General features: G+C 68.5%; 26 protein-coding genes. 15 read left to right on the top strand and 11 right to left on the bottom strand.

Annotated elements, in window-relative coordinates:
* Nucleotides 1–128 precede the first annotated feature (128 nt).
* From nrdF to ACFXMV_RS12730, 4 genes are read right to left on the bottom strand one after another with little or no spacing between them, the layout of a single operon-like run.
* Nucleotides 129–1,103 carry a class 1b ribonucleoside-diphosphate reductase subunit beta gene (gene nrdF / locus ACFXMV_RS12745; RefSeq protein WP_378502423.1) on the bottom strand — a complete coding sequence of 325 codons (975 nt, stop codon included), beginning with the start codon at nucleotides 1,101–1,103 and terminating at the stop codon, nucleotides 129–131.
* Nucleotides 1,104–1,137: 34 nt separating this feature from the next.
* The gene (nrdE, locus tag ACFXMV_RS12740) at nucleotides 1,138–3,324 is read right to left on the bottom strand and encodes a class 1b ribonucleoside-diphosphate reductase subunit alpha (protein ID WP_378503275.1); all 2,187 of its coding nucleotides are present in this window, start codon (nucleotides 3,322–3,324) and stop codon (nucleotides 1,138–1,140) included.
* Nucleotides 3,282–3,740, bottom strand: coding sequence for a class Ib ribonucleoside-diphosphate reductase assembly flavoprotein NrdI (gene nrdI / locus ACFXMV_RS12735; RefSeq protein ID WP_378501087.1), 459 nt, complete (start codon nucleotides 3,738–3,740; stop codon nucleotides 3,282–3,284). Before nrdI ends, nrdE begins: the two co-directional genes overlap by 43 nt.
* Nucleotides 3,741–3,763: 23 nt before the next feature.
* Nucleotides 3,764–3,997, bottom strand: coding sequence for a redoxin NrdH (locus ACFXMV_RS12730; protein WP_378501086.1), 234 nt, complete (start codon nucleotides 3,995–3,997; stop codon nucleotides 3,764–3,766).
* 330 nt (nucleotides 3,998–4,327) lie between these two features.
* On the opposite strand from ACFXMV_RS12730, the gene ACFXMV_RS12725 reads away from it, so the two are divergent.
* From ACFXMV_RS12725 to ACFXMV_RS12705, 5 genes are all read left to right on the top strand, one after another.
* Nucleotides 4,328–5,149: a siderophore-interacting protein gene (locus ACFXMV_RS12725; RefSeq protein ID WP_378501085.1), complete on the top strand. Its 822-nt coding sequence runs from the start codon at nucleotides 4,328–4,330 to the stop codon at nucleotides 5,147–5,149.
* 37 nt (nucleotides 5,150–5,186) lie between these two features.
* Entirely contained in the window at nucleotides 5,187–5,540 is a 354-nt protein-coding gene (locus ACFXMV_RS12720) for a hypothetical protein (RefSeq protein ID WP_378501084.1), read from the top strand.
* A gap of 165 nt (nucleotides 5,541–5,705) precedes the next feature.
* The gene (locus ACFXMV_RS12715; protein ID WP_378503274.1) at nucleotides 5,706–7,175 is read left to right on the top strand and encodes a hypothetical protein; all 1,470 of its coding nucleotides are present in this window, start codon (nucleotides 5,706–5,708) and stop codon (nucleotides 7,173–7,175) included.
* Nucleotides 7,176–7,239: 64 nt separating this feature from the next.
* The gene (locus ACFXMV_RS12710) at nucleotides 7,240–7,485 is read left to right on the top strand and encodes a hypothetical protein (protein WP_378503273.1); all 246 of its coding nucleotides are present in this window, start codon (nucleotides 7,240–7,242) and stop codon (nucleotides 7,483–7,485) included.
* On the top strand, nucleotides 7,482–7,832 hold the full coding sequence (locus ACFXMV_RS12705; RefSeq protein WP_378503272.1) for a type II toxin-antitoxin system PemK/MazF family toxin: 351 nt from the start codon (nucleotides 7,482–7,484) through the stop codon (nucleotides 7,830–7,832). The genes ACFXMV_RS12710 and ACFXMV_RS12705 overlap by 4 nt, the downstream gene beginning before the upstream one ends.
* Nucleotides 7,833–7,908: 76 nt before the next feature.
* Here the strand turns inward: ACFXMV_RS12705 and ACFXMV_RS12700 are convergent, their stop codons facing one another.
* Entirely contained in the window at nucleotides 7,909–8,472 is a 564-nt protein-coding gene (locus ACFXMV_RS12700) for an NAD(P)H-dependent oxidoreductase (protein ID WP_378501780.1), read from the bottom strand.
* Nucleotides 8,473–8,577: 105 nt separating this feature from the next.
* On the opposite strand from ACFXMV_RS12700, the gene ACFXMV_RS12695 reads away from it, so the two are divergent.
* Nucleotides 8,578–9,183, top strand: coding sequence for a TetR/AcrR family transcriptional regulator (locus ACFXMV_RS12695; protein WP_378501781.1), 606 nt, complete (start codon nucleotides 8,578–8,580; stop codon nucleotides 9,181–9,183).
* A 9-nt stretch (nucleotides 9,184–9,192) separates the two neighbouring features.
* Entirely contained in the window at nucleotides 9,193–9,972 is a 780-nt protein-coding gene (locus ACFXMV_RS12690) for an META domain-containing protein (protein WP_378501779.1), read from the top strand.
* 8 nt (nucleotides 9,973–9,980) lie between these two features.
* Here the strand turns inward: ACFXMV_RS12690 and ACFXMV_RS12685 are convergent, their stop codons facing one another.
* Nucleotides 9,981–10,544: a nucleosidase gene (locus ACFXMV_RS12685; RefSeq protein ID WP_378501778.1), complete on the bottom strand. Its 564-nt coding sequence runs from the start codon at nucleotides 10,542–10,544 to the stop codon at nucleotides 9,981–9,983.
* Between the two features lie 44 nt (nucleotides 10,545–10,588).
* Here ACFXMV_RS12685 and nadE point away from each other — a divergent pair, with 44 nt between their 5' ends.
* Together nadE and ACFXMV_RS12675 are read left to right on the top strand one after the other, a co-directional pair.
* Nucleotides 10,589–11,428, top strand: a complete 840-nt coding sequence (nadE, locus tag ACFXMV_RS12680) for an ammonia-dependent NAD(+) synthetase (protein ID WP_378501777.1) — start codon at nucleotides 10,589–10,591, stop codon at nucleotides 11,426–11,428.
* Between the two features lie 4 nt (nucleotides 11,429–11,432).
* Nucleotides 11,433–12,203, top strand: a complete 771-nt coding sequence (locus tag ACFXMV_RS12675) for an SDR family oxidoreductase (protein ID WP_378503271.1) — start codon at nucleotides 11,433–11,435, stop codon at nucleotides 12,201–12,203.
* Here the strand turns inward: ACFXMV_RS12675 and ACFXMV_RS12670 are convergent, their stop codons facing one another.
* Together ACFXMV_RS12670 and moaA are read right to left on the bottom strand one after the other, a co-directional pair.
* The gene (locus tag ACFXMV_RS12670) at nucleotides 12,204–12,458 is read right to left on the bottom strand and encodes a MoaD/ThiS family protein (protein ID WP_378500550.1); all 255 of its coding nucleotides are present in this window, start codon (nucleotides 12,456–12,458) and stop codon (nucleotides 12,204–12,206) included. It lies immediately after the preceding gene.
* Nucleotides 12,451–13,521, bottom strand: a complete 1,071-nt coding sequence (gene moaA / locus ACFXMV_RS12665; RefSeq protein WP_378500551.1) for a GTP 3',8-cyclase MoaA — start codon at nucleotides 13,519–13,521, stop codon at nucleotides 12,451–12,453. Before moaA ends, ACFXMV_RS12670 begins: the two co-directional genes overlap by 8 nt.
* Nucleotides 13,522–13,621: 100 nt before the next feature.
* On the opposite strand from moaA, the gene glp reads away from it, so the two are divergent.
* From glp to ACFXMV_RS12645, 4 genes are all read left to right on the top strand, one after another.
* Entirely contained in the window at nucleotides 13,622–14,821 is a 1,200-nt protein-coding gene (gene glp / locus ACFXMV_RS12660; protein WP_378500552.1) for a gephyrin-like molybdotransferase Glp, read from the top strand.
* Nucleotides 14,818–15,822: a bifunctional molybdenum cofactor biosynthesis protein MoaC/MoaB gene (gene moaCB / locus ACFXMV_RS12655; RefSeq protein WP_378500556.1), complete on the top strand. Its 1,005-nt coding sequence runs from the start codon at nucleotides 14,818–14,820 to the stop codon at nucleotides 15,820–15,822. The genes glp and moaCB overlap by 4 nt, the downstream gene beginning before the upstream one ends.
* Entirely contained in the window at nucleotides 15,815–16,228 is a 414-nt protein-coding gene (locus ACFXMV_RS12650; protein ID WP_378500553.1) for a molybdenum cofactor biosynthesis protein MoaE, read from the top strand. Before moaCB ends, ACFXMV_RS12650 begins: the two co-directional genes overlap by 8 nt.
* 243 nt (nucleotides 16,229–16,471) lie before the next feature.
* Complete coding sequence (locus ACFXMV_RS12645; protein ID WP_378503270.1) at nucleotides 16,472–17,986, top strand: DEAD/DEAH box helicase; 1,515 nt, start codon at nucleotides 16,472–16,474, stop codon at nucleotides 17,984–17,986.
* Between the two features lie 52 nt (nucleotides 17,987–18,038).
* Here the strand turns inward: ACFXMV_RS12645 and ACFXMV_RS12640 are convergent, their stop codons facing one another.
* The gene (locus ACFXMV_RS12640; RefSeq protein ID WP_378500555.1) at nucleotides 18,039–18,713 is read right to left on the bottom strand and encodes a GAP family protein; all 675 of its coding nucleotides are present in this window, start codon (nucleotides 18,711–18,713) and stop codon (nucleotides 18,039–18,041) included.
* A gap of 208 nt (nucleotides 18,714–18,921) precedes the next feature.
* On the opposite strand from ACFXMV_RS12640, the gene ACFXMV_RS12635 reads away from it, so the two are divergent.
* Both ACFXMV_RS12635 and ACFXMV_RS12630 read left to right on the top strand, forming a co-directional pair.
* Nucleotides 18,922–20,205, top strand: coding sequence for an amidohydrolase family protein (locus tag ACFXMV_RS12635; RefSeq protein WP_378500171.1), 1,284 nt, complete (start codon nucleotides 18,922–18,924; stop codon nucleotides 20,203–20,205).
* 59 nt (nucleotides 20,206–20,264) lie between these two features.
* The gene (locus tag ACFXMV_RS12630) at nucleotides 20,265–21,821 is read left to right on the top strand and encodes an SLC13 family permease (RefSeq protein WP_378500170.1); all 1,557 of its coding nucleotides are present in this window, start codon (nucleotides 20,265–20,267) and stop codon (nucleotides 21,819–21,821) included.
* A 24-nt stretch (nucleotides 21,822–21,845) separates the two neighbouring features.
* Here ACFXMV_RS12630 and ACFXMV_RS12625 read toward each other — a convergent pair whose 3' ends face one another.
* Both ACFXMV_RS12625 and ACFXMV_RS12620 read right to left on the bottom strand, forming a co-directional pair.
* Complete coding sequence (locus ACFXMV_RS12625) at nucleotides 21,846–22,901, bottom strand: CobW family GTP-binding protein (protein ID WP_378500169.1); 1,056 nt, start codon at nucleotides 22,899–22,901, stop codon at nucleotides 21,846–21,848.
* Between the two features lie 50 nt (nucleotides 22,902–22,951).
* Nucleotides 22,952–24,055, bottom strand: coding sequence for an N-acetylmuramoyl-L-alanine amidase (locus tag ACFXMV_RS12620; RefSeq protein ID WP_378500172.1), 1,104 nt, complete (start codon nucleotides 24,053–24,055; stop codon nucleotides 22,952–22,954).
* Between the last annotated feature and the right edge of the window lie 2 nt (nucleotides 24,056–24,057).

The following is a 24,057-nucleotide window of genomic DNA, read 5'->3' as shown; positions in this document are numbered from 1 at the left end:
GCCTCCTCAGCTGAGTGAAATCCGACGATGTCGACGCTAGCCCGGGTTCGGACTCCCCCACAACGACCGAATGTCACATTGGTTCAGCTGAGCTGAACCAATGTGACATTCGGGAAGTGGGGAGAGGGCTAGAAGTCCCAGTCCTCGTCCTCGGTGTTGACGGCCTTGCCGATCACGTAGCTCGAACCCGAGCCGGAGAAGAAGTCGTGGTTCTCGTCCGCGTTCGGAGACAGCGCCGACAGGATCGCCGGGTTCACGTCGGTCTCGTCCTTGGGGAACAGACCCTCGTAGCCGAGGTTCATCAGCGCCTTGTTGGCGTTGTACCGCAGGAACTTCTTGACGTCCTCGGTGAGCCCGACCTCGTCGTAGAGGTCCTGGGTGTACTCGACCTCGTTGTCGTAGAGCTCGAAGAGCAGCTCGAAGGTGTAGTCCTTGAGGTCCTCGCGCTCGGCCTGGGTGAGCTGCTCGAGGCCCTTCTGGTACTTGTAGCCGATGTAGTACCCGTGCACGGCCTCGTCGCGGATGATCAGCCGGATCAGGTCCGCGGTGTTGGTGAGCTTGGCCCGCGAGGACCAGTACATCGGCAGGTAGAAGCCCGAGTAGAACAGGAACGACTCGAGCAGCGTCGAGGCGACCTTGCGCTTGAGCGGGTCGTCACCCCGGTAGTAGTCCATGACGATCTGCGCCTTGCGCTGCAGGTTCGGGTTCTCCTCGGACCAGCGGAAGGCGTCGTCGATGTCGCGGGTCGAGCACAGCGTCGAGAAGATCGAGCTGTAGCTCTTCGCGTGCACCGACTCCATGAACGCGATGTTGGTGTACACCGCCTCCTCGTGCGGGGTGATCGCGTCCGGGATCAGGCTGACCGCGCCGACGGTGCCCTGGATCGTGTCCAGCAGCGTCAGGCCGGTGAAGACCCGCATCGTCAGCTGCTTCTCGCTCGGGGTCAGGGTGTTCCACGACGGGATGTCGTTGGACACCGGGACCTTCTCCGGCAGCCAGAAGTTACCGGTGAGGCGGTCCCACACCTCCGCGTCCTTCTCATCGGGGACGCGGTTCCAGTTGATCGCCGACACCCGGTCGATCAGCTTGATCTTCTCGCTCACGATTCCCTCACTTCATTCGAGCCGAACGCCACAGTCACAGCATGCACGAGACGCAACCCTCGACCTCGGTGCCCTCGAGGGCCATCTGACGCAGCCGGATGTAGTACAGCGTCTTGATTCCCTTGCGCCAGGCGTAGATCTGGGCCTTGTTGATGTCCCGGGTGGTGGCGGTGTCCTTGAAGAACAGCGTCAGCGACAGGCCCTGGTCCACGTGCTGGGTGGCCGCGGCGTAGGTGTCGATGATCTTCTCGTACCCGATCTCGTAGGCATCCTGGTAGTACTCCAGGTTGTCGTTCGTCAGGTAGGGCGCCGGGTAGTAGACGCGGCCGATCTTGCCTTCCTTGCGGATCTCGATCTTCGACGCCACCGGGTGGATGGAGCTGGTGGAGTTGTTGATGTACGAGATCGAACCGGTCGGCGGCACCGCCTGCAGGTTCTGGTTGTAGATGCCGTGCTGCTGCACGGACGCCTTCAGCTCGCGCCAGTCGTCCTGGGTCGGGATGTGCACGCCGGAGTCGGCGAACAGCTGCCGCACCTTCTCGGTCGCCGGTTCCCACACCCGGTCGGTGTACTTGTCGAAGAACTCGCCGGAGGCGTACTTGGACTCCGGGAAGCCCGCGAAGTAGCTGCCGCGGTCCTTGGCGATCTCGTTCGACGCCCGGATCGCGTGGAACACCACCGTGTAGAAGTAGATGTTCGTGAAATCGATGCCCTCGTCGGAGCCGTAGTGGATCCGCTCGCGGGCCAGGTAACCGTGCAGGTTCATCTGCCCGAGGCCGATCGCGTGTCCCTCGTCGTTCGCCTTGCGGATCGACGGGACGGAGTCGATGGAGGTCTGGTCGGCGACCGCGGTCAGCGCGCGAATGGAGACCTCGATGGTCTGCGCGAAGTCCGGCGAGTCCATCGCCTTGGCGATGTTCAGCGAACCGAGGTTGCAGGAGATGTCCTTGCCGACGTGGCTGTAGGACAGGTCGTCGTTGAAGGTCGACGGCGTCGAGACCTGGAGGATCTCCGAGCACAGGTTCGAGTGGGTGACCTTGCCCGCGATCGGGTTGGCCCGGTTCACCGTGTCCTCGTACATGATGTACGGGTATCCGGACTCGAACTGCAGCTCGGCCACGGTCTGGAAGAACTCGCGCGCCTTGATCTTCGACTTGCGGATCCGCTTGTCGTCGACCATCTCGTAGTACTTCTCGGTGACGTTGATGTCCGCGAAGGGCACCCCGTAGATCCGCTCGACGTCGTACGGCGAGAAGAGGTACATGTCCTCGTTCTTCTTCGCCAGCTCGAACGTGATGTCCGGGATGACCACACCGAGCGAGAGGGTCTTGATGCGGATCTTCTCGTCCGCGTTCTCGCGCTTGGTGTCGAGGAAGCGGTAGATGTCGGGGTGGTGCGCGTGCAGGTACACCGCGCCCGCGCCCTGACGCGCACCGAGCTGGTTCGCGTAGGAGAACGAGTCCTCGAGCAGCTTCATGATCGGGATGACGCCCGAGCTCTGGTTCTCGATCTGCTTGATCGGGGCGCCGTGCTCGCGAACGTTGCTGAGCAGCAATGCAACTCCGCCGCCGCGCTTGGACAGCTGCAGGGCGGAGTTGATGGAGCGACCGATCGACTCCATGTTGTCCTCGATGCGGAGCAGGAAGCAGGACACGGGCTCGCCGCGCTGCTTCTTACCCGAGTTGAGGAAAGTCGGGGTGGCCGGCTGGAAGCGGCCGGCGATGATCTCGTCGACCAGCTTGGTGGCCAGCTCCTCGTCGCCGGCGGCGAGAGTCAGCGCGACCATGCAGACGCGGTCCTCGAATCGCTCCAGGTACCGCTTACCGTCGAACGTCTTGAGCGTGTACGAGGTGTAGTACTTGAACGCGCCGAGGAAGGTCGGGAACCGGAACTTCTTCGAGTACGCGTGGTCGATCAGCGTCTTGACGAAGTTGCGGGTGTACTGGTCGAGAACCTCACGCTCGTAGTAGTTCTCCTTGACCAGGTAGTCCAGCTTCTCGTCCTGGTTGTGGAAGAAGACGGTGTTCTGGTTGACGTGCTGGAGGAAGTACTGGTTCGCGGCCTCGCGGTCCTTCTCGAACTGGATCTCGCCGTTCGGGCCGTAGAGGTTGAGCATCGCGTTCAGCGCGTGGTAGTCGAGCTCCCCCGCGGACGCATCGGGTCGTGCCACAGCGCGCTCTACACTCCCAGCCGGGGCTGTGTCTGTGATTGTCGGTGCCACTGTTCACTCTCCATGAATTGTTCGAGTCCGTCGCGGACGGCGACTACGTCGTCGGCGGTTCCCATGAGTTCGAATCGGTACAGGTACGGCACCTGACACTTCTGCGAAATCACGTTTCCGGCATAGCAATACGACTCGCCGAAGTTCGTATTGCCCGCAGCGATCACCCCTCGGATGAGGGAGCGATTGTGCTTGTTGTTGAGGAATCTGATGACCTGCTTGGGCACGTAGCTCGTGTCGCGTCCGGTCACCGTCGTCCCGCCGCCGTAAGTGGGCAGGATCAGGACGTACGGTTCGTCGACCTCGAACGTGCCCTCGCGGTCGTGGAGCGGGATGCGCGCAGCCGGGATGCCCAGCTTCTCAACGAAGCGGTGCGTGTTCTCCGATGCGCTGGAGAAGTAGACCAGCGACGTCACAGCCGATCATCTCCGCTTGGTCTTCAGGCGGCGCTCACGGTGAGCGACTTGATCCGGTCCGGACGGAAGCCCGACCAGTGATCCTCGCCTGCCACCACGACCGGGGCCTGCAGGTAGCCCAGGGCCATCACGTAGTCGCGGGCCTCCGAGTCCTCGGTGATGTCGATGATGGAGTACTCGATACCGGCCTTGTCGAGCGCCCGGTAGGTCGCATTGCACTGAACGCACGCCGGCTTGGTGTAGACGGTGATGCTCATGTAAGTCCCTCTTTCTCTGGCTTACGGAACTGATGGTCAGTGACGCGGAAGATCATGTGGATCTCACCTACTGGAACAGCGCTCCGGCCTGTATTTCTCGACCGTTCCGGCTATGCCCTCTCGGTGTTCTAGACACTACACCTAGTGTCTGACATATCCATAGAACGCGAGATGTTGTGAACCACACGCATGAAATTCCCAGGTCGTAAGGCTTCCGACCGCGCCACGCAGGCACCCCATCGGCGTGTCGCGGGTCACATTCTTGCCGTGCTGAGCTCGCCACCTCCCCGATGTGCATGGAGCGAACCCCGACCGGCCTAGGGTGGGGCGGTGCCGACCGCCGACGAGCCCCAGTTCCACGCCGAGGTGGTCGGGGCGACACACCTGTCCCCCAGCCTGCGACGGATCCGATTCGCGGTCGCCGACCCCGCCGCGTTCGCCTCGAGCGGCGACCCCGACGAGCGACTGCTCGTCGAGTTCGGCGACGACCACCGGCGCAGCTACACCGTGCGCCGATGGGACGCGCGCACCGGCGGCGTCGACATCGACTTCGCGGTCCATGCAGGCGGGGCGGCGGCCGAGTGGGCACGCGCGGCCGAGCCGGGCGTTCGGGTGCGCCTGTCCCACCCGAAGGGCTGGTACCGGCCACCCGCGGACGCGCGCTGGCAACTGCTGCTCGCGGACCTCAGCGCGCTTCCCGCCGCCGCGCGCATCATCGAGAACCTGCCGGCAGGCGCCCGCGCCCACCTCGTCGCGGAGATCCCGGAGCAGGCCGACGAGCAGGACGTGGCCTTCGCGGCCGGGGTGACGGTGACCTGGCTGCACGGCACCGGCAACGGCCACACCCCGAGCGCGCTGCCTGCGTGGCTGCACGCGCACCCGCGGCCGGAGGGCCCCGGCTACATCTGGTCCGCGGGCGAAACCGGGGCGTCGAGGCAGATCCGCAAGCATGTCCGGCGCGAGTGGGGCTGGGCGGCAGAGCGATTCGACATCATGGGCTACTGGCAGGCCGACAAGGAACGCTGGCTGGCCCGGTACGCGGAGGTCGAGCCGCAGATCGAGGCGCTGACCATGAGCGAGCTGTCGGCAGGCCGCAGTATCGACGAGGTGCGCGACGCCGTCGACGAGGCACTCGAGCAGGCCGGACTGTAGCCCTTCCAACCCCACAGGCCCCGGTTAGGCTGCCGCTGTGAACATCTCACTGTGCGTCCTGCTGTGGGCCCGCCCTGACGAAGAGGAAGGTCTCGTCGTGTACGAGGATCGGGTCCTGAAGCTCGTGACCGAGCACGGCGGCCGTGTGCTGCAGCGAGCCCGCACCGACGGCACCGGGGATCAGCCCCTGGAGATCCAGCTAATCACGTTCGAATCCCAGTCGGCGCTGGACGGGTACATGCAGGACGAGCGCCGGCTCGCCCTCGCTGACGAACGCGACCGGGTTGTCGCACGCACCGAGATGATGCGGGTCACGCTGGACCGACGGCGGTCCCGCGCCCCACATGTCGGAGCCCGGGCGGTGCGTGATGCACCGCTCGGGCCCGAATAGGAAAGATCCGTCAGGCGTCGACGAGCACCTTGGTCGCGTCGACCAGGCCGGCGACGACCGCGGGCCACCTGGCCAGAGCCCTCGGCATTCACGCCCGGGTGCGCGACGGTGCAACACGTCGTCCGAGCGTCACCCCATCCGCCATCGAACTGCAGTTCGAACAATGTGTCGGACCCCACATCTACCGTCGCCTCATCAGATCATCGCCATCAGATCAGGGGGAGACGGATGCACTCACAACCCGACCGCGAATCACTGACCCAAGACCCGTTTTGGCGGGTCGAGTACGTGCACGAATGCCAGGCACCGGCCTCCTTCGCGTACACGGTAGGCCTGGCGAGCCGAGGATTCCCCGAGCTGCTCATCCCGGCCAAGCCCGAGCAACCAGCCTCCGACAGACCCTGGGAGTTCAGCGCGCGCGACTGCACCGCCGCGCTCAATTCCTTCGCTCGGAGTCTGATCGCCGGACGGCTCAGGCCCGGCAAGCCAGAGTCCATCTCCTACGACGGCGGGCTCACGACCGTGGTCTGGACGCCTGGCGACCCGGTCCGCCCCGCCGCGGTCGACGCGCGTGCGGTCGATCCGAGCGCGATGGTGCTGGCACTGCGCGCTCGACTGCTGCGTCCCAGAGAGGGGCAACCGACACCACTCGAGCCCGATACGGTCGCCCGCTGTCGGGTGAAGCTGCAGTCGATCCGCGGGGAGCTTCGACCAGGACGCCGCGGGGTACCCGAATTCCGGGCCCCTTCGGGTGACCCGTCGTTCGACCTCGAGCAGGATTTCGGTCCGATGACGCCGCTCATCGAGGCATACGCGTTCGACCTCTCGCAGGCCGACCCGGAAGTACTGGCCGACTTCATTCTGGTGAGCCTCGATACCGATTCCACGCACGGCGCGGGGAACACATTGGCCATCAACGCGATTCACGCCAGGACGACCGGTCGCACGGATGCCTTCAGAGCGACCGAGCGATACGCCCTATCGCTGGTGAAAATGATCCGTGGGCCGCATGGCGACACATCCACCTGGAGAAAGATCCTGCGGTGGACCGGCTGCACCCGGTCCGATGACGATGACGACATCTTCCGAGGGCTGTCCGGGATGCTCGTTCAGGCGACAACCGCGCTGCTCACATCGATGCTCGTGTTCGACCGGCTCGACGACGCCGAGGTCCTTTCCGCGGAGGGTCCATGGCAGGCGGCCGGACACTCGAATGGGATCTCCATGCGCGAGCCATGGTGGGCGCCGCCCCATGTTCTCGCAGTGTTGCGGGGACTCCTCACCCCACTCAACGCGCGACAGCTCACAGAACTTGCCGACGACTGGATCCTGTATCGCGACGCCAGCCCCATACCGCGCCTTCCCATGACGCTCCGCGGACTCGCCGTGACGGGGGCACGAGGCGCGCCGGCAGTCTCCACGCTTCTGAGAGGCATGCCAACGGCCGAGTTCCTGCACGGCGACCCCGACGTCGACTTCTGGGTCAGCGAGTGGGCCAGCTGTACCGCAGCCCTGATGTCGGAGCGGCCTCACTTCTCCGCGGCGGACGTGCATCGGTTCGCCGGTGCTGTTGCCACGGTGCTGCCTGACCTGGAGGCACTACTCAATTCACCCCTCGTCGCAGATGCCGCATGACGTGCCGCGGCTGGCGGCGGCAACATCGCCGCCGCCAAGTATCCCTGGAGCGCATACTTTGAGTATGCCCATGACCACGATCAAGCTCGACACCGCGATCCGCGACCGATTGAAGGAGGAGGCCCGCGCCCGCGGCATCACGCTCGGAACCCTCCTGGGGGAGCTTGTCTCGATCAGCGAACGCGAGACCCGGTTCGCCGCGATCGGGGCCGCTATTGCCAGCACCGGCGAGGCAGAGCTCGAGGATTACCTCGCGGAGACCGGCGAGTGGGACAACGCCACCCTGCGCGATGGCGTGGCGGAGTCGTGACGGCCGCAGGCCACGAGCTTCTCCGGGGCACGGTGGCGTGGGCCTTGCTCGACCCGGCGCGGGGCCGGGAACAGTCCGGCCACCGCCCGGTCCTGATCATCGCGAGCAACCAGTACTCGGCGACGATCACGACGCTGACCATCGTGCTCCCCATCACGACGGTCGATCGTGGATGGCCGAATCACGTACCGCTGCAGGGCCCTACCGGACTGGACGCGCCGAGCTGGGCGATGACCGAGCAGCCACGAACGCTGACCCGCGCTCGCATCACCGGGCTCGCCGGAACCGTCGACCGACCCACCATGGCTCGGGTCGAGGTCTACCTGCGCGACTTCCTCGGGATCTGAACGCAGTCGCCCACAACCACCGCGGCCCCGGCCGGTGATCGTTCACCGGCCGGGGCCACGGGGACATGCGCGCGGATCAGGCGTCGACGAGCACCTTGGTCGCATTCACCAGATCGGTGACGACCTTGGCGAGCTGCGCCGAGACCTCGGCGTTCTCGCTGGCGTGGCGGTCGCCGAACTTCTCGAAGGCACCGCCGATCACGAGCGCGGTGTCCTCGACGACCTTGCCGCCGGCGATCCCGACGGCCTTGGTGGTGTCCTCGTGGGCCCACTTCGCGCCGTTGGGGCTCGGCGAGGCGCTGATCACGGCGACCGGCTTACCCGAAACGGCTCCGACGCCGTAGGGCCGGGAGATCCAGTCGATGGCGTTCTTGAGCACGGCGGGAATGGTCCCGTTGTACTCGGGCGTTACCAGCAGGAGGGCATCGGCCGCACCGGCGGCCGCGCGCAGGGCGTCCACGCTGGCGATGGTGCCCGCGACGTCGATGTCCTCGTTGTAGAAGGGAACCTCAGCGAGGCCCTCGTACACCGTGACGTTCGCACCCTCGGGCGCAACGGCGGCCGCGGTCTCCGCGAGCTGACGGTTGACGGAGGCTGCGCGCAGGCTGCCGACCAGGACGAGAACGTTGGCTTGTGACATGGGGACTTCCTTCGATGATCCGGGGGCGCTTGCCCATCTAGGTATATCAGCTAACCGGACTACGGTCCACTTATATTCCGGGGAGGGTACGATCGCCCCGTGCAGATGACCCCGATCCCGATGGCCGGGCAGCCCGAGGCCGAACGTTGCGACGCCGTCCGCAACCGGGCATTGCTCCTGGACGCCGCCGCCGCGCTGGTCGCCGAGCGGGGCGCCGACGCCGTGACGATGGACGCGGTGGCCGCCAAGGCGGGTGTGGGCAAGGGCACAGTGTTCCGGCGGTTCGGCAGTCGGTCGGGCCTGATGCAGGCGCTCCTCGACCACACCGAACAGGAACTGCAGCACGCCTTCATGTACGGACCGCCGCCCCTGGGTCCCGGCGCCGACCCCATCGACCGCCTGGTCGCCTTCGGCCGTGCCCGGATATCGCTGGTGGACCTCCGCGGCGACACCCTCCGCGCGGTGGAGGACTCCCCCGAGTTTCGCTTCGGCAGCGCCCCACGCCAGGTCAGCCTGACCCATGTGGTGATGCTGCTGCGCGCCGCGGGCACCCCGGGCGACATCCCGCTGCTCGCCCACAGCCTGCTCTCCCCACTCGAGGCCGCGCTGGTCATGCATCAGGTTCGCAACCTGCACATGCCGATCGAGCGGATCGCCAACGCCTGGGAAGACTTGGTCCGACGAGTCACGGGAACGTCAGCGGGCCACTAGGATCCAGGCATGCGCCTTCGCCGTGTAGCCGGACTCGCCCTGCTCGCCGCCGCCACCCTCACCGCGTGCACTGCGGAGAGCGCGTCCACTCCCGGCGGCGAGGACCTGCAGGGGCGCACCTTCATCTCCACCGAGGTCGAGGGCACCCCGATCCCCGGCGGCGGGCCACTCACCGTCGAGTTCATCTCACCCGACCGGATCTCCATGACCGCAGGCTGCAATCGCGGCAACAGCACCGCCGACCTGTCCGACGGCAAGGTGGCGACCGGGCCGATCGCCACCACGATGAGGGCCTGCGTCGGCGACACCGCGGGCGCCGACCAATGGATGACCGCCCTGTTCGAGGCCGGTCCGGCCTGGGATCTCGACGGCGACACCCTCACCCTCACCACCGGCGACTCGTCGGTCACCCTCGTGGACAAGAAGGTCGCCAGCCCGGACCGCCCGATCACCGGGACCACCTGGGTCGTCGACCAGCTGATCAGCCCGTCCGCGATCACCACATCCGTCGCCCTCGAGACCGCGGCCCCCAACCTGCTGATCGCGGACGACGGATCGGTCACCGGCTCCCCCGGATGCAACCGGATGACCGGCACCGCCCAGGTGGCGGGCGACAAGGTGACCTTCGGCCCGCTCGCCACCACCCTGATGGCGTGCGAGCCCGACGTCGAGGAGGTCGAACGGGCGGTGCTGAACGTGCTGAACGGGGAGACCACCTTCACCGTCGACGCCGATCATGCCCGCGTGATGCGCGCCGACGGCAACGGCCTGGGTCTGCGCGCCCAGTAGGCCGCGGACTACAGGTTCTCGGTCAACCAGTCCGCGAGGATCCGGGCGCTCGCGTCCACCTGCGCAGGCCAGTCCATCGCCGACTCGTCGGCCCGATCGCTGACGTGCTTGACGATTCGGCACGGTGCGCCCATTCGCGCGCAGGCGGCGGCGACCGCGAATCCCTCCATGTCTACGAGGTCGGCGCGGGTCGCCAGCGCGTCCCGCACCGCCGGGTCGGAGACGAACACGTCGCCGGTGGCGAGCACCGAACCGTCGCCGTCCTCCAGCGCGATCCGGTCCGCCACCGGGTGCCCGAGCGAGCGCAACACCGCCGCGCTGATGTCGTGATTGAGCACCGCGGAGGGGGCGAACAGTCCCGCATGGTGCTCGTGCAGTGCGCCTGCGGTGCCGATATTGACCACCAGGGGACGCTCCCGTGGGCCGTACCGCGCGAGCACCTCGGTCACCGCGACCGCCGCGGCGACCTTCCCGATGCCGGTGACCACCACCTCGATCCCGTCGGGGACGTACGCGGCCTCCCCCTCGGTTGCGGACACGACGAGGAAACTGGGCGCGATCGGATTGGGCACGCGTGGCACTGTATCGGCAGCCGGTCGACACTAGAGTGACGCCCATGGCGAATCTGCGTGCGCGAATCCTGCAAGAACTCGGCGCGAAGCCGACGATCGACGCCGAGGGCGAGGTGCGTGCGCGCGTCGACTTCCTCAAGGCGTACCTGCGATCCACTCCCGCCACGGGATTCGTGCTCGGCATCAGCGGCGGCCAGGACAGCACCCTGGCCGGCCGGCTGGCGCAGCTGGCCACCACCGAGCTGCGCGAGGAGGGTCACGACGCCGAGTTCGTCGCGGTCCGCCTGCCCTACGGCGTGCAGTCCGACGAGCACGACGCCCAGATCTCGCTCGAGTTCATCAAGCCGGACCGCTCGGTGACGGTGAACATCAAGCCGAGCACGGACGCCGCCGCCGCCGAGAGCGCCGACGGCCTCGCCGAGATCATCGGGCACGATGGCGAACTGCGAGACTTCGTGCGCGGCAACATCAAGGCCCGCGAACGGATGGTGATCCAGTACGCCATCGCCGGACAGCTCGGCCACCTGGTGATCGGCACCGACCATGCGGCGGAGGCGATCACCGGCTTCTTCACCAAGTACGGCGACGGCGGCGTCGATCTCACCCCGCTGACCGGGCTGAGCAAGCGACAGGGAGCCGCCCTGCTGCAGCATCTCGGCGCCCCGGCCAGCACCTGGGCCAAGGTCCCGACCGCCGATCTCGAGGACAACCGGCCCGCGCTGCCCGACGAGGAGGCGCTCGGGTTGCGCTACAGCGAGATCGACGACTACCTCGAGGGCAAGGACGTGTCCGCGGCGGTGGCCGAGAAGCTCGAGTCGATGTACCGGGTCACCCGTCACAAGCGGGCGGTGCCGGTGTCACCGCTCGACGACTGGTGGAAGTGACGCGATGAGCACCGTCCTGGTTGCGGGTGGCACCGGCACCGCGGGGGCGGCGACGGTCGCCGAACTCCGCGCGCGCGGGCATCGGGTGCTGACCCTGAGCAGGCACTCCCCCGAGGGGCCCGCTGCCGACCACGTCACCGCGGACCTGCTCAGCGGCGAGGGCCTGGCCGCGGCGCTCGACGGCGTCGACGCGGTGATCTCCGCGGTGAACGGCCAGACCCGACGGACCAGGCCGGTGTTCACCACGGGCGCCCGCAATCTGGTGCGCGCCGCCGAGGAAGCGGGCGTGCGGCGAGCGGTGCTGCTGTCGATCGTCGGCGTCGACCGGGTGCGGTTCTCCTACTACAACGCGCTGACCGACCAGGAGGGCATCTACACCGCCTCCGGCCTGGACGTCCGGATCGTGCGCTCCACCCAGTTCCACCAGTTGCTGCGGTCCATCTTCGCCACGACCGCGCGGTTGGGGGTGATCCCGGCGGTCCGCGGCGCCCGTTTCCAGCCGATCGCCCCGGCGGACCTGGCGCCCGCCCTTGCGGACGCCGCGCTGACCGAGTCCACCGCCACCGACGGCAGGACAGAGGTGGGCGGTCCGGAGATCCGAACGATGCGTGAGCTGGCCGAGTCCTGGAAGCGCGCGACCGGCAGCCGGGCGCTGGTGCTCCCCGTTCCGGTGCCAGGTGCACCGGGCCGTTTCCTGCGCGCCGGGCTGAACCTGACGCCGGAGAACCGCTACGGCGCTGTCACATTCGACGAGTGGCTGGCCGGCGAGGGCTGATCAGCCGCCGGCGAACGGGGGCAGCACGTCCACACGGGGCGCGGCGGCCAGCCCGAGATCGCGGGTCAGCTCGTCGTCCTGCAGGAAGGCCGCGACCGTCAGCACCCGCTCCATCTTCGGCCCGTGCCGCTCGACGAGCACCGATCTCAACGCTCCGAGGTCGGCGCCAACGCCGATCCGCACGGACTCCTCGGTACACCCGGCCGCCTCCGCCGCCGCGGCGAAATACCGCACCCGAATCGCCTGCTCAGCCACCGATAGCCCCCATGCTGCGCTGCGGCGGCTCGAAGCCCTCCGCGTTGATCCCGTGACCGGCCCACTTGGTCCACATCGCGCCGCGCCACAGCGCCGCGAGTTCCTCGTCGCTCGCGCCCGAGCGCAGCCCGGCCCGCAGGTCGATCTCGTCGTCGCTGAACAGGCAGGACCGGACCGTCCCCTCCGCGGTGAGCCGGGTCCGGTCGCAGTCGCCGCAGAAGTTCCTGGTCACCGACGCGATGATGCCCACCTTTGCGGGGCCGCCGTCGACCAGCCATTCCTCGGCCGGGGCGGAGGGGTCCTCGCGCCCCGCCTCGGTCAGCTCGAAGCGTTCACCCAGCACCGCCAGCAGCCGGGTCGCGGCGATCATGGAGTCGCGTGCCCAGGCGTGATCGGCATCGAGCGGCATCTCCTCGATGAACCGCAGATGGCAGCCCTCCGAGAGGCACCATTCGAGCAGATCGGCTGCGCCGCCGAGGGTTTCCGGCATCAGCACCGCGTTGATCTTCATCGGCGCCAGGCCAGCCCTTGCCGCCGCGCGGATCCCCGCCAGCACCGAGGGGAGGCGGTCACGCCGGGTGAGCTCGGCGAAATGTTCGCGGTCGATCGAGTCGAGGGAAACATTCACCCGGGTCAGGCCTGCGGCGACCAGCGCCTCCGCGCGGTGCTCGAGCCCGACCGCGTTGGTGGTCATCGACAGTGGGATCCCCGGCACGGCCGCAGCGCAGCCGGCGATCATCTCCTCGAGGTCGGGCCGCATCAGTGGCTCGCCGCCGGTGAACCGGATCTCGCGGACCCCGAGGTCGTCGACGGCGATCCGAACCAGCCGGACGATCTCGGCCGCGGTGAGCAGCCGCTCGCGCGGGATCGCGGGCAGGCCCTCCGCGGGCATGCAGTAGGTACAGCGCAGCGAGCACTTCTCGGTGATCGATACCCGCAGGTCCCTGGCCACCCGGCCGAACCTGTCGACCAGCTCGGGGACGTCGGGGCGATCGGCGATCGACGGACGGCTGTCGCGGACGCGCGGAAGCCCCATCTGGACCGCTCTGACGGTCGCAGTCATCGCGTCATCAGCTCTGCCACCTGACCAGTATGCGGCCAAGACGGGTTGTTCGTCGCGCCGAGAGCCTGCCTAGGATTGGCCCCATGCCGCAGGGAACGCCATGACCAGCAGATCTGTCGAGGAGCACTCCGCCGAGGTGCAGCGCCTCCTCGAGCCGCTGCTGACGCCGTCTGTCGAGAACGTCGCCGTCATCGAGGCGCTGGGACGGGTGCTCGGCGCCGACGTGCGCTCGCCGCTGGACCTGCCCCTCTTCCGCAACTCCCAGATGGACGGCTTCGCGGTCGCCGCCGCCTCGCTGGCGGCCGTGCCGGTCACATTGCCGGTCACCGAGACCATCGCCGCGGGCCCCGCGCAGCCCTCCCCCCTCGCGCCGGGAACGGCGGCCCGCATCATGACCGGGGCCGTGGTCCCGGACGGCGCGGACGCCGTGGTCCCGGTCGAGGACACCGACTCCACCGCGACCGACGCCACCAAGGACATGGTGACGATCCGGGTGCCGCGTCGAGCGGGCGAGTACGTCCGGGACGCGGGCACCGACGTCCGCGCGGGCGACCTGCTGCTGCAGTCCGGCGCCGAGCTGAGCCCACGGCACCTGTCGCTGTTCGCCGCGGTCGGCCTGGCCACCGTCCCGGTCCGCCGCCGCCCTCGGGTCGCGGTGATCGCGACCGGCGCCGAACTGGTCCGCGCGGGCGATCCGCTGCGGCCGGGACAGATCTACGAATCCAACTCAGTGGCCCTGGCCGCAAGCCTGACGGCGAACGGCGCAGACGTGGTCTCCGTGGACCGAAGTGACGACGACCTCGCCGTGTTCGCCGAGATCCTGCGCCGCGCAACCGCTTCCGCGGATCTGGTGATCACCTCCGGCGGCGTCTCGATGGGCGACTTCGAGGTGGTGCGCGAGGTACTCACACCGCTCGGGGGCTGGTTCGGCCACACCACCATGCAGCCGGGCGGGCCGCAGGGCCTGGCCGAGATCGACGGCGTCCCGGTGCTGAACTTCCCGGGAAACCCGGTGAGCACGATGGTCTCGTTCGAGGTGTTCGCGCGTCCGCTGCTGCGCCGTGCGGCCGGCCTTCCGCCCGTTCCTCGGGAGGAGCTCGCGCTGGCCGAGCCGATCACCTCGATCCCCGGCAAACACCAGTTCCTGCGCGGCAGGCGCGTCGACGGCGGCGTGGCCCTCGAGTCGGGGCCGGGTTCGCATCTGGTCGCGGCGCTGGCCCGCGCGGACGTGCTGATCGACATCCCCGAGAATGTGACGACAATGAAAGCGGGAGACAACGTGCGGGTGTGGCCACTGTGATTGACAAACCGACGACGAACAGCCCGGCAGCGAGCGAGCTGACTCACCTCGACGGCGAGGGCCGCGCACGCATGGTCGACGTCAGTGCGAAGGCCACCACCACGCGGATCGCGGTGGCGGGCGGAGAGCTCCAGACCACCGCCGAGGTGATCGCCCTTGTCCGCGCCGACGGCATGCCCAAGGCCGACGTGCTCTCGACCGCCCGGATCGCGGGCATCGCGGGCGCCAAGCGCACCTCGGAGCTGATCCCGCTGTGCCATCAGCTGGCGCTGTCCTCGGTGAAGATCGAGTTCGGGTTCACCGACACCACCATCACGGTCGAGGCCACCGCCAAGACCACCGGCCAGACCGGCGTCGAGATGGAGGCGCTGACCGCTGTCGCCGTGGCGGGCCTGACGCTGCACGACATGGTCAAGGCCGTCGACCCGGCCGCCACCATGAACGGCGTGAGGTTGCTGACCAAGGAGGGCGGAAAGCACGGGCACTGGGTCCGCCCCGATGCCACCGAAACGCCCACGGCCGGACCTCGATCCGCCGTCGTCCTGGTCGCCTCCACCGGAGGCGCTCGCGGCACCCGCGAGGACACCACCGGGCCCACCATCGCGGAGTGGCTCACCGCGCAGGGCCTCACGGTGCGCGGACCGCTGGTGTACGCGGACGCGGACATCGCCGCCGGGCTGGCCGACGCGCTCACCGGTGCGCCCGCCCTCGTCGTGACCACCGGCGGGACGGGCGCCTCGCCCACCGACCAGACCCCGGAGGCCACCCGGGCCGTGCTGGACCGGGAGCTGCCCGGCCTGGCGGAGGCCATGCGCCGCAAGGGGTCTGAGAAGACGGTGCACGCCTCGCTCAGCCGCGGGCTGGCCGGATTGTCCGGGCGCACGGTGCTGATCAACCTGCCCGGCTCACCCGGCGGTGTCCGCGACGGCATCTCAGTACTCGAACCGATCCTCGAGCACCTGCTGGCGCAGGTCTCCGGAGGGGGAATGCACGATGAATGAGCTTCTCGCACTGATCTCGACCGAACCGATCGACCAGGCCGCAGTGGACGCCGCCGTGGCCGGGCCCGAACACGGCGCGGTGGTGCTGTTCAGCGGCGTGGTGCGTAACCACGATGGCGGACAGTCGGTTTCGGCACTGGAGTACCAGGCGCACCCCGACGCCCAGCGTTTTCTCCGCGAGTGCTGCGAGCAGGTGTCCGCCGAGACCGGGCTGCCGGTCGCTGCGGTGCACCGGGTGGGCCCGCTGGTGGTCGGGGACCTGGCGCTGGTTGCCGCGGTCGCGGCGCCGCACCGCGCCGAGGCCTTCGCGGCGTGCTCGGTGCTCGTCGAGCGCATCAAGGCCGAGGTGCCGATCTGGAAGCGGCAGCACTTCGCGGACGGCGTCACGGAGTGGGTGGGGCTTTAGCCGAGCGCGCCCGGGTGTGACGCAGCCGACGATCGGAGGGCCCCGATTGTCGGCTATCCTTGGTGACACCTGGCGCGGGGAGTTTTCGCGCCAAACGTCGTGGAACGCTTCCTCAACGAACACGTTGATCGGTGCACTCCAGCACGAGCTCTTCTTACGGCGATCGATTTTGCCCACCGGCAATCTCGCCATCTTGTGCTGACAGAGCAGCACAACCCGATGCCTGAAAGGCACTCGACCCACATGACGAAATCCTTTGCTGACCTCGGCGTGCGCGAACCCCTCGTGAGGGCGCTCGCCGACGGCGGCATCACCTCCCCCTTCCCGATCCAGGTCGACACCCTGCCGGACACCCTGGCCGGCCGCGACGTGCTCGGCCGCGGCAAGACCGGCAGCGGCAAGACCCTCGCCTTCTCCATCCCGATGGTCGCCCGCCTCGCTGGCGACCTTGCAGGCGGCAAGCGTCGCCCGGGTCGCCCGCTGGGGCTCGTCCTTGCCCCGACCCGCGAGCTCGCCACCCAGATCACCGCGACCCTCGAGCCCCTCGCGAACGCCTACGACCTGCGCGTCACCACCATCTTCGGCGGCGTCTCGCAGCACCGTCAGGTGCAGGCCCTCAAGGCGGGCGTCGACATCGTCGTGGCGTGCCCCGGTCGCCTCGAGGATCTGATGAAGCAGAAGTTCGTCTCCCTCGACGCCGTGGAGATCACCGTCCTCGACGAGGCCGATCACATGGCCGACCTGGGCTTCCTGCCCGTCGTGACGCGGATCCTCGCGTCCACCCCTGCGCAGGGACAGCGACTGCTGTTCTCCGCGACCCTCGACAACGGCGTGGACAAGCTGGTCAAGCGCTTCCTGCACAACGAGGTGCTGCACTCGGTGGACGAGGCGAACTCGCCCGTTGCCGCGATGACGCACCACGTGTTCGACGTGCACGGCGTCGAGGCCAAGAAGGACCTCGTGCACAAGCTGGCGTCCGGCACCGGCCGCCGAATCCTGTTCATGCGCACCAAGCACCAGGCCCGCAAGCTCGCCCGCCAGCTCACCGAGGCAGGTATCCCCTCGGTCGACCTGCACGGCAACCTGTCGCAGGCGGCGCGTGACCGCAACCTGGCCGCCTTCTCGGCGGGCGAGGCCCGCGTGCTGGTCGCGACCGACGTCGCGGCGCGCGGCGTGCACGTCGACGACGTGGAGCTGGTCGTGCACGTGGACCCGCCCGCCGAGCACAAGGCGTACCTGCACCGGTCGGGCCGCACCGCACGCGCGGGCAGCGCGGGCGACGTCGTGACGGTGGTGCTGCCCGAGCAGCGCAAGGACCTGGCCATCCTGATGCGCAAGGCCGCCATCAAGGTGACCCCGCAGCAGGTGACGGCCGATTCCGATCCGGTCAACGCGCTCGTCGGCGAGATCGCGCCGCATGTCATCCCGGCACCCAAGCCCGCCACCCAGCCGCAGGGCCAGGGCGGCGGACGCCGTGGCGGTGCCGGTGGCGCCGGCGGCCAGCGTCGCGGCGGCGCCCAGGGTGGCGCTCGCAGCGGCGGTGGGCAGGGCGGCGGCCGCGGCCGCGGGCAGTCCGGTTCGGGGACCGGCAGGGGCGGCGAGGGTGCCGCCGCAGGCGGTGGCCGGGGCTCGGGTGGCCGCGGGCGCGGCCAGGGTTCCGCGCAGCCCACGGTGATGTACAGCAGCGAGACGCCGGGTTCCGGTGGCTCGCAGGGCGGCGGCAGCAACCAGCGTCGCAGGCGCGCCACCCGCCCCTGAGAGAGTCCGGCCCCGTAACCGCCCCTGGTCGGTTGCGGGGCCGTCCTGGTCGCTATCCCGTGATGGCGAGTCCCTGGCCGAGGAAGTACGCGCCCAGGACGAGCAGCACGACCAGGGTGATCGCGGTCATGTTCTGTTCGATCCATGCCCTGGCGCTCGCCAGCGCGCCGTCCATCCGGTGTCCGGCGACGATTGCCACGGCGAGCGGGACGATCACCCCGGCCGACGCCAGCAGCGCGAAGGCCACCACCGCGCCGGCCGATTGGGTGGAGTCGAGCGCGGCCGCCCCCAGCACCGCGCCTGCGCTGACCGCCAGCGGGATGTTCTTGACGACGAGCACACCCTGCGCGAGACCCAGACCGAAGCATCCGGCAATTCCGACATCATCCAGGCGATCCAGGATTCCGGGCTTCTTGCCCTCCCTCTCCGCAGCCGGCGGGTTCGACGATTCCGCCGAGGGCCGTTTGACCCATGCCACGATCGCCAGGCCGAAGAACAGCAACGCGAACAGCAGCTGCACGATGTTGACGCCGTCCGCGGTCTGCTCCGGGTGGTCGTCGTCCACGACGTCGACGACCGCCATCGCGATGGCGGTGATCACCAGCAACGCGAGAAACCATCCCAGCCCGAACAGGGAGGTCTTGACCCGACCGCGGTCACCTAGCAATAGGACGATGCCGGTGGTCACCGCAAAAGGACTGAGAGCCAGCCCCATTGCGTACGTCATCGTGTCCCCCACAGCTGACCACATGCGCTCTCCCGCCTCGTTGGTGTCGGCCACTGTACCGTGGCCGACACTGCGCCACCCGTTCCCACCTGCCCGAACACCGGAACGGATCCCCATATAGTGTCGAACTGACTACCCGTCAATCGAATTCAGCTCGACCGGAGAGTGAGACATGGTCACACCGTTCGCCATCACACAGGTGTCCGTCGTGAGCGGAGACGCCGTCGGCACCGTTCACACCGACTGGACCGTCATCGTGAACTCCTCGGGCACAATCGAGTACGCGGGACCGTCCGCGCAGGCGCAGGTCCCCACCGGTCACCGAATCATCGACGGCACCGGCCGCTTCCTGATGCCCGGCATCATCAACGCCCACGCCCACCTGTTCGCCGACGGTAAGCCGTTGCCGAAGATCTACACGCGGCCGCGGACCGCGATGCTGGCCACCAAGTTCCTGCACAGCCCGGCCGGACGCTGGATGCTCAGGCGACGCACCAAGACCAACGTGCTCACCCAGCTGCACACCGGTGTGACCACGATCCGCAGCGTCGGCGACGTCGGCGACGAGGTGATCGAGGCCCGCAATGCCATTGAACGCGGCGAGTACGTCGGTCCCCGCCTCCTGCCGTCGGGGCCGCTGATGGCAATCACCGGCGGTCACGGCGCACCACAGATCGCGCATGTCTGCGACGTCCCCTCGCAGGGACGTCGGTCCACCCGCGAGAACCTCGACCGCGGCGCGCAAACCATCAAGATCTCCGCGACCGGGGGCGTCACCGATGCCACCGAGGTGGGCCATGCGGGCAAGCCCGAGATGAGCGAGGAGGGCATGCAGGCGATCTGCGAGGAAGCCCACGCCAGGGGCGTGCTCGTCGCAGCCCATGCGCAGGGCGTCGAGGGTGTGATCGCGGCGCTGCGAGCCGGTGTCGACACCATCGAGCACGGCAGCAGCATGAACGACGAGGCGATCGCCCTCTACAAGAACAACCCGAACTCGCTGCGCGGCTACTCGGCGATGATCCCGACGCTGCAGGCCTGCCTTCCGCTCGTGAAGCTACCGCAGTCGGTGACCGGCGCCGACGACATCGTCCTGGCGAACGCGAAACTCGTCCTCGAGGAAATGGTGTCGGGTATCCAGTCCGCGCTCGACAACGACATCGTGCTCGGGATGGGCACCGACTCGGCGGTCACCTACGTGACGCATTCGAACACCTGGCGCGAACTCGACCTGCTGGTCCGCTACGGCGGCCTCACCCCGGCGCAAGCCCTGCACGCCGCAACCCAGACCAACGCGCAGATCCTCGGGCTCGAGGACCGGATCGGCTCGATCGAACCCGGGAAAGACGCCGACATGGTGCTTCTCGACGCCAACCCGCTCGACACCATGCGCACCCTCGCCGCGCCTCGCACGGTCGTGGTCCGAGGCGCCCTGATCGAGGAGCCGCGCGCCACCCGCCTGCCGGAGATCGACGCCCAACTCGACACCTTCTGACAGCACAGCGCCACCCGTCGGTTCCGCACGGGAATCCGCTGAGGAAGGACCCGTAACACGTGGACCCCATATTGGCGACGATCCTGGTCCTCATCGCCGCGATCGTCGCGTTCATCACGAACAGGATGTCGCCGGCGGTCGTGGCCCTGGGCGTCGCGCTGGCGCTGTATCTCACCGGCGCGATCACCTTCGAGCAGACGATCGCCGGCTTCGGCGACCCGATCGTTGTCTACCTCGCCGGGCTGTTTGTGATCAGTGAGGCCCTCGACGCGACCGGGGTGACGGCGTGGGCCGGGCAGCAGCTGACCCGCCGGGTCGGTGAGAAGCGATCGTCGGTCGTGGTCGCACTGATGCTGCTCTCCGCACTGCTGACCGCGCTCATCAGCGTGAACGGCACCGTCGCCGCACTGGTGCCGGTTGGGGTGACCCTGGCGGCGGGTCTGCGGCAGCCACCGTCCCAGATCCTGATCCCTATCGCCTTCGCCGCCCATGCCGGTTCGATGCTGACGATGCTCGGCACCCCGATCAACGTGCTCGTGTCGGAGCTGTCCGTCGAGGCCGGTGCCCGCGCGTTCGGCTTCTTCGAGTTCGCGCTTGTCGGCATCCCGCTGCTGGTGGGCGTCGTGGTGATCGTCGTGGCGCTCGGCCCCCGCTTGCTTCCGCACCGGTACGCACCGAACGCGCCCCGCAACCTGGGCGATCACGCCGAGACGCTCGCGCGTGACTACGCGCTGGCCCCGGGCTCCGCCCGCATCGGCTACGAAGACGGGCTCATCGAGGTCGTGATCCCGCCACGGTCACAGTTCGTCGGCGACCTCGTGTACCCCGGAATGTGCACCGAATCCGGGGATCTGGTCGTCACTGCCGTCCGACGCGGCGAGGACCGAATCCAGCGCACCCACCTGCGCACCGGCGACGTGCTGGTGCTTCGCGGGACCTGGGAGGACCTGGAACGCAAGGCAGGCCACCCCGGCGTGCTCCCCGTGGACACGCCGGACCGGATCAGGCGGCAGTCGGTGCACCTCGGCCGCAGGTCGTACGTCGCGGTCGCGGTCCTGGCGGCCATGTGTGCGCTGTTGGCGTTCGACGTGTTCCCGCCCGCCATCGTGGTCCTGCTCGCGGGCGCGATCCTGGTCGGGTCACGGGTGGTGACGATGAGCCAGGTGCAGAGTTCGGTGTCGCTGACGACACTGATCGTGGTGGCCGGCATGATCCCGCTCGCGACAGCTCTGCAGACGAGCGGCGCCGCGGAGAAGATCTCGACAGCCCTGGTGTCGTGGTTCGGCTCGAGCTCACCGCATCTCCTGCTCGCGAGCATCGTCCTGCTGGTGCTCGTCCTCGGGCAGTTCCTGAGCAATCTGGCGACGGTCTTGATTGTGGCTCCAGTCGCCGTCGCCGTCGCCGAGAGCGCCCACGTGTCGATCCTGCCGATGATGATGGGCATCACCGTCGCGGGCGCGGCGTCGTTCCTCACCCCGGTCGCCACCCCGGGGAATCTGATGGTCCAGGGCCCCGGTGACTACCGTTTCGGTGATTACTGGAAGCTGGGGCTGCCGTGTGCCGCGTTGTTCGTCTGCGTGGCGGTGTTTCTCGTTCCCCTGATCTGGCCGTTCTGACAACGGTCCGGTTCCCCGTGCCGCTCAGACCTCCACCACGTAGCGGTGCACGCCGGTCATGGCCGCCGCGGCGGTGCCGCGCGATGACGCGGCACCGCTTTCGTGTACCCGGACACAGTCTTCGAGGCGCCGCCGCAGATCGTCGGCGTCGAGACCGGTACCGATGAGCACCAGCTCGGTGACGCGAGCCGCTCCCCTGCCCCAGGCAGCCGTCTCGAAGCGGATGTGCCGACCGACCGCCTGCATCACGTACTTCTGCGTGTGCCCCGAGATCCCGAAGTACACAAAGCCTTTGATCCGGTACAGCCCGGCCGGCCGGTCCTCGAGGAACTCCACGAGCGCCCGCGGATCCATCGGTGCGTCGGTGCTGAAGGACACGGCCTCGTAGCGGTCGTGCAGATGTTCGTGGTCGGAGCAGTCGTGGTCGTGCGGGTCGGCGAGCAATTCGTCGAGGCTCAGCTGACGCGGACCGTCGTCGGGCCTGGTCACCTCGTCGAACAGCAGCCGTGGGTCGATCCGGCCGTGCGCCGTCGACACCACCGGGACGCTGCCGCTGAGGTCGTCCACCCGGGCCAGCACAGTGCGGTGCTCGGGCTCGGAGATCCGGTCGGTCTTGTTGAGCACCAACAGGTCCGCCAGCCGCAGGTGCAGATCGAGCTCCGGGTGGGCTGCCCTGGTGTCCTCGAACTCCACGGCGTCGACCAGCACAACCAGCCCGCCGTAGGCGATGCGCGGGTTCTCGCTGCCGAGCACCAGCCGGACCATGTTGCGGGGCTCCGCCAGCCCGCTGGCCTCGACGACGATCACGTCGATCTCCGAGCGAGGGTGGGCCAGCCGGTCGAGCATCGAGTCCATCTCGCTCACGTCCACCGCGCAGCACAGGCAGCCGTTGCTCAGCGAGACCATCGAATCGACCTGGCCCGCCACCATCATCGAATCGATGTTGATGGCACCGAAGTCGTTGACGATGACACCGATCCGCACGCCACGGTTGTTGCGCAGCAGGTGGTTGAGCAGGGTGGTCTTACCGGCGCCGAGGAATCCCGCGACCAGGACGACGGGAATCCGTCGTTTCGCCACCGCTGCACCTCCGTCTCGACCGGCCACCATCGTAGGCCGGTCGGAACAGGTCAGCCCTGGGCGCCCTGACCCGCAAGGGTCTCGAGGAGCCCGCTCAGCAGGTTCGAGACCAGTCCCAGGTTCTCGTCGGTGGCCAATCCCGTGAACCCGCCGAGGCCGAGCTCCTCGAGCAGCGGCTGCAGCAGCGCGAGCACCTCGGTGAGGCCGCCGCCCGCCGGCGCCTGCTTGTCGGGCGTCCCGCTCGGCGTCGTCGTGCTCGGCTTCGCGGGCTTTGTCGCGGATGCGGACGGCGGGGCGACGGTCGTGGTCGTCGTTGGCGCCGCAGATGTGGTCGTGGCGCCTGCGGCCGGGGCCGGCTCGGCCACCCCGCCCTCCATCAGGTAGTTTACGGCTCCGGTGGTGATCGCGATCGCGTGCTTGAGGCGGCCGTCGAGGCTGTCGAGGACGGCCGAGTCTTCGGGATTGGATCCGTTGCCCATCTCGACGAAGACCAGCGGCACGGTGGTGAGCGCGGGACCGGCCACGTCGCCGCGGGTCTGCAGCCCCTCGACGACCCCGGCGTAGTTCGCGGGGGTGAAGCCGTTCTTGACGTAGACGTCGCGCATCTGTCGCGAGGCCTGCAGGCCGGGGCCGGACTGCGCCTTGTCGACGGCCGCGTCGGGCACCGGCAGCTCCGGGACGATCATGTGGAACCCGCGACGCGACGCGTCCGCCTCCGCGGTGGTGGAGTCGGCGTGGATGCTGATGGCCAGGTCCGCGCCAGACTCGTTCGCGGCGCGGGCGCGGTCGTCCACGCAGCCGCCCCAGCCGGAATCGTCCTGGCGGCTGAGCACGACCGTCGCCCCCAGGGTCTCCAGGCTCGTCTTCACCAGCTGCGAGACGTCCCAGTTGATCGTGTGCTCGGGGACGCCGCCGCGGCTGGTCATGCCGGTGGTCTGGCAGTCCTTCTTGCCCCCGCGGCCGTCGTCGACCTGCCGGGAGAGGTTCTCGGTGTGAGCGGTGCCCTGATGTCCGGGGTCGAGGAAGACCGTCCTGCCGGTCAGCGGGGTCTCCGCGGCCGCCTCGGCGACCGGTTGGGCCAGCGCTCCCGCGGGCAGCACCATCGCGGTCACGGTCGCGGCGGCCAGTCCGGCCATCATCGTGGTCATCTTCATCT

Source organism: Rhodococcus sp. NPDC059179 (assembly GCF_042754885.1).
Lineage (GTDB): Bacteria > Actinomycetota > Actinomycetes > Mycobacteriales > Mycobacteriaceae > Rhodococcus_G.
This window is presented reverse-complemented; position numbering and strand designations above follow the sequence as displayed.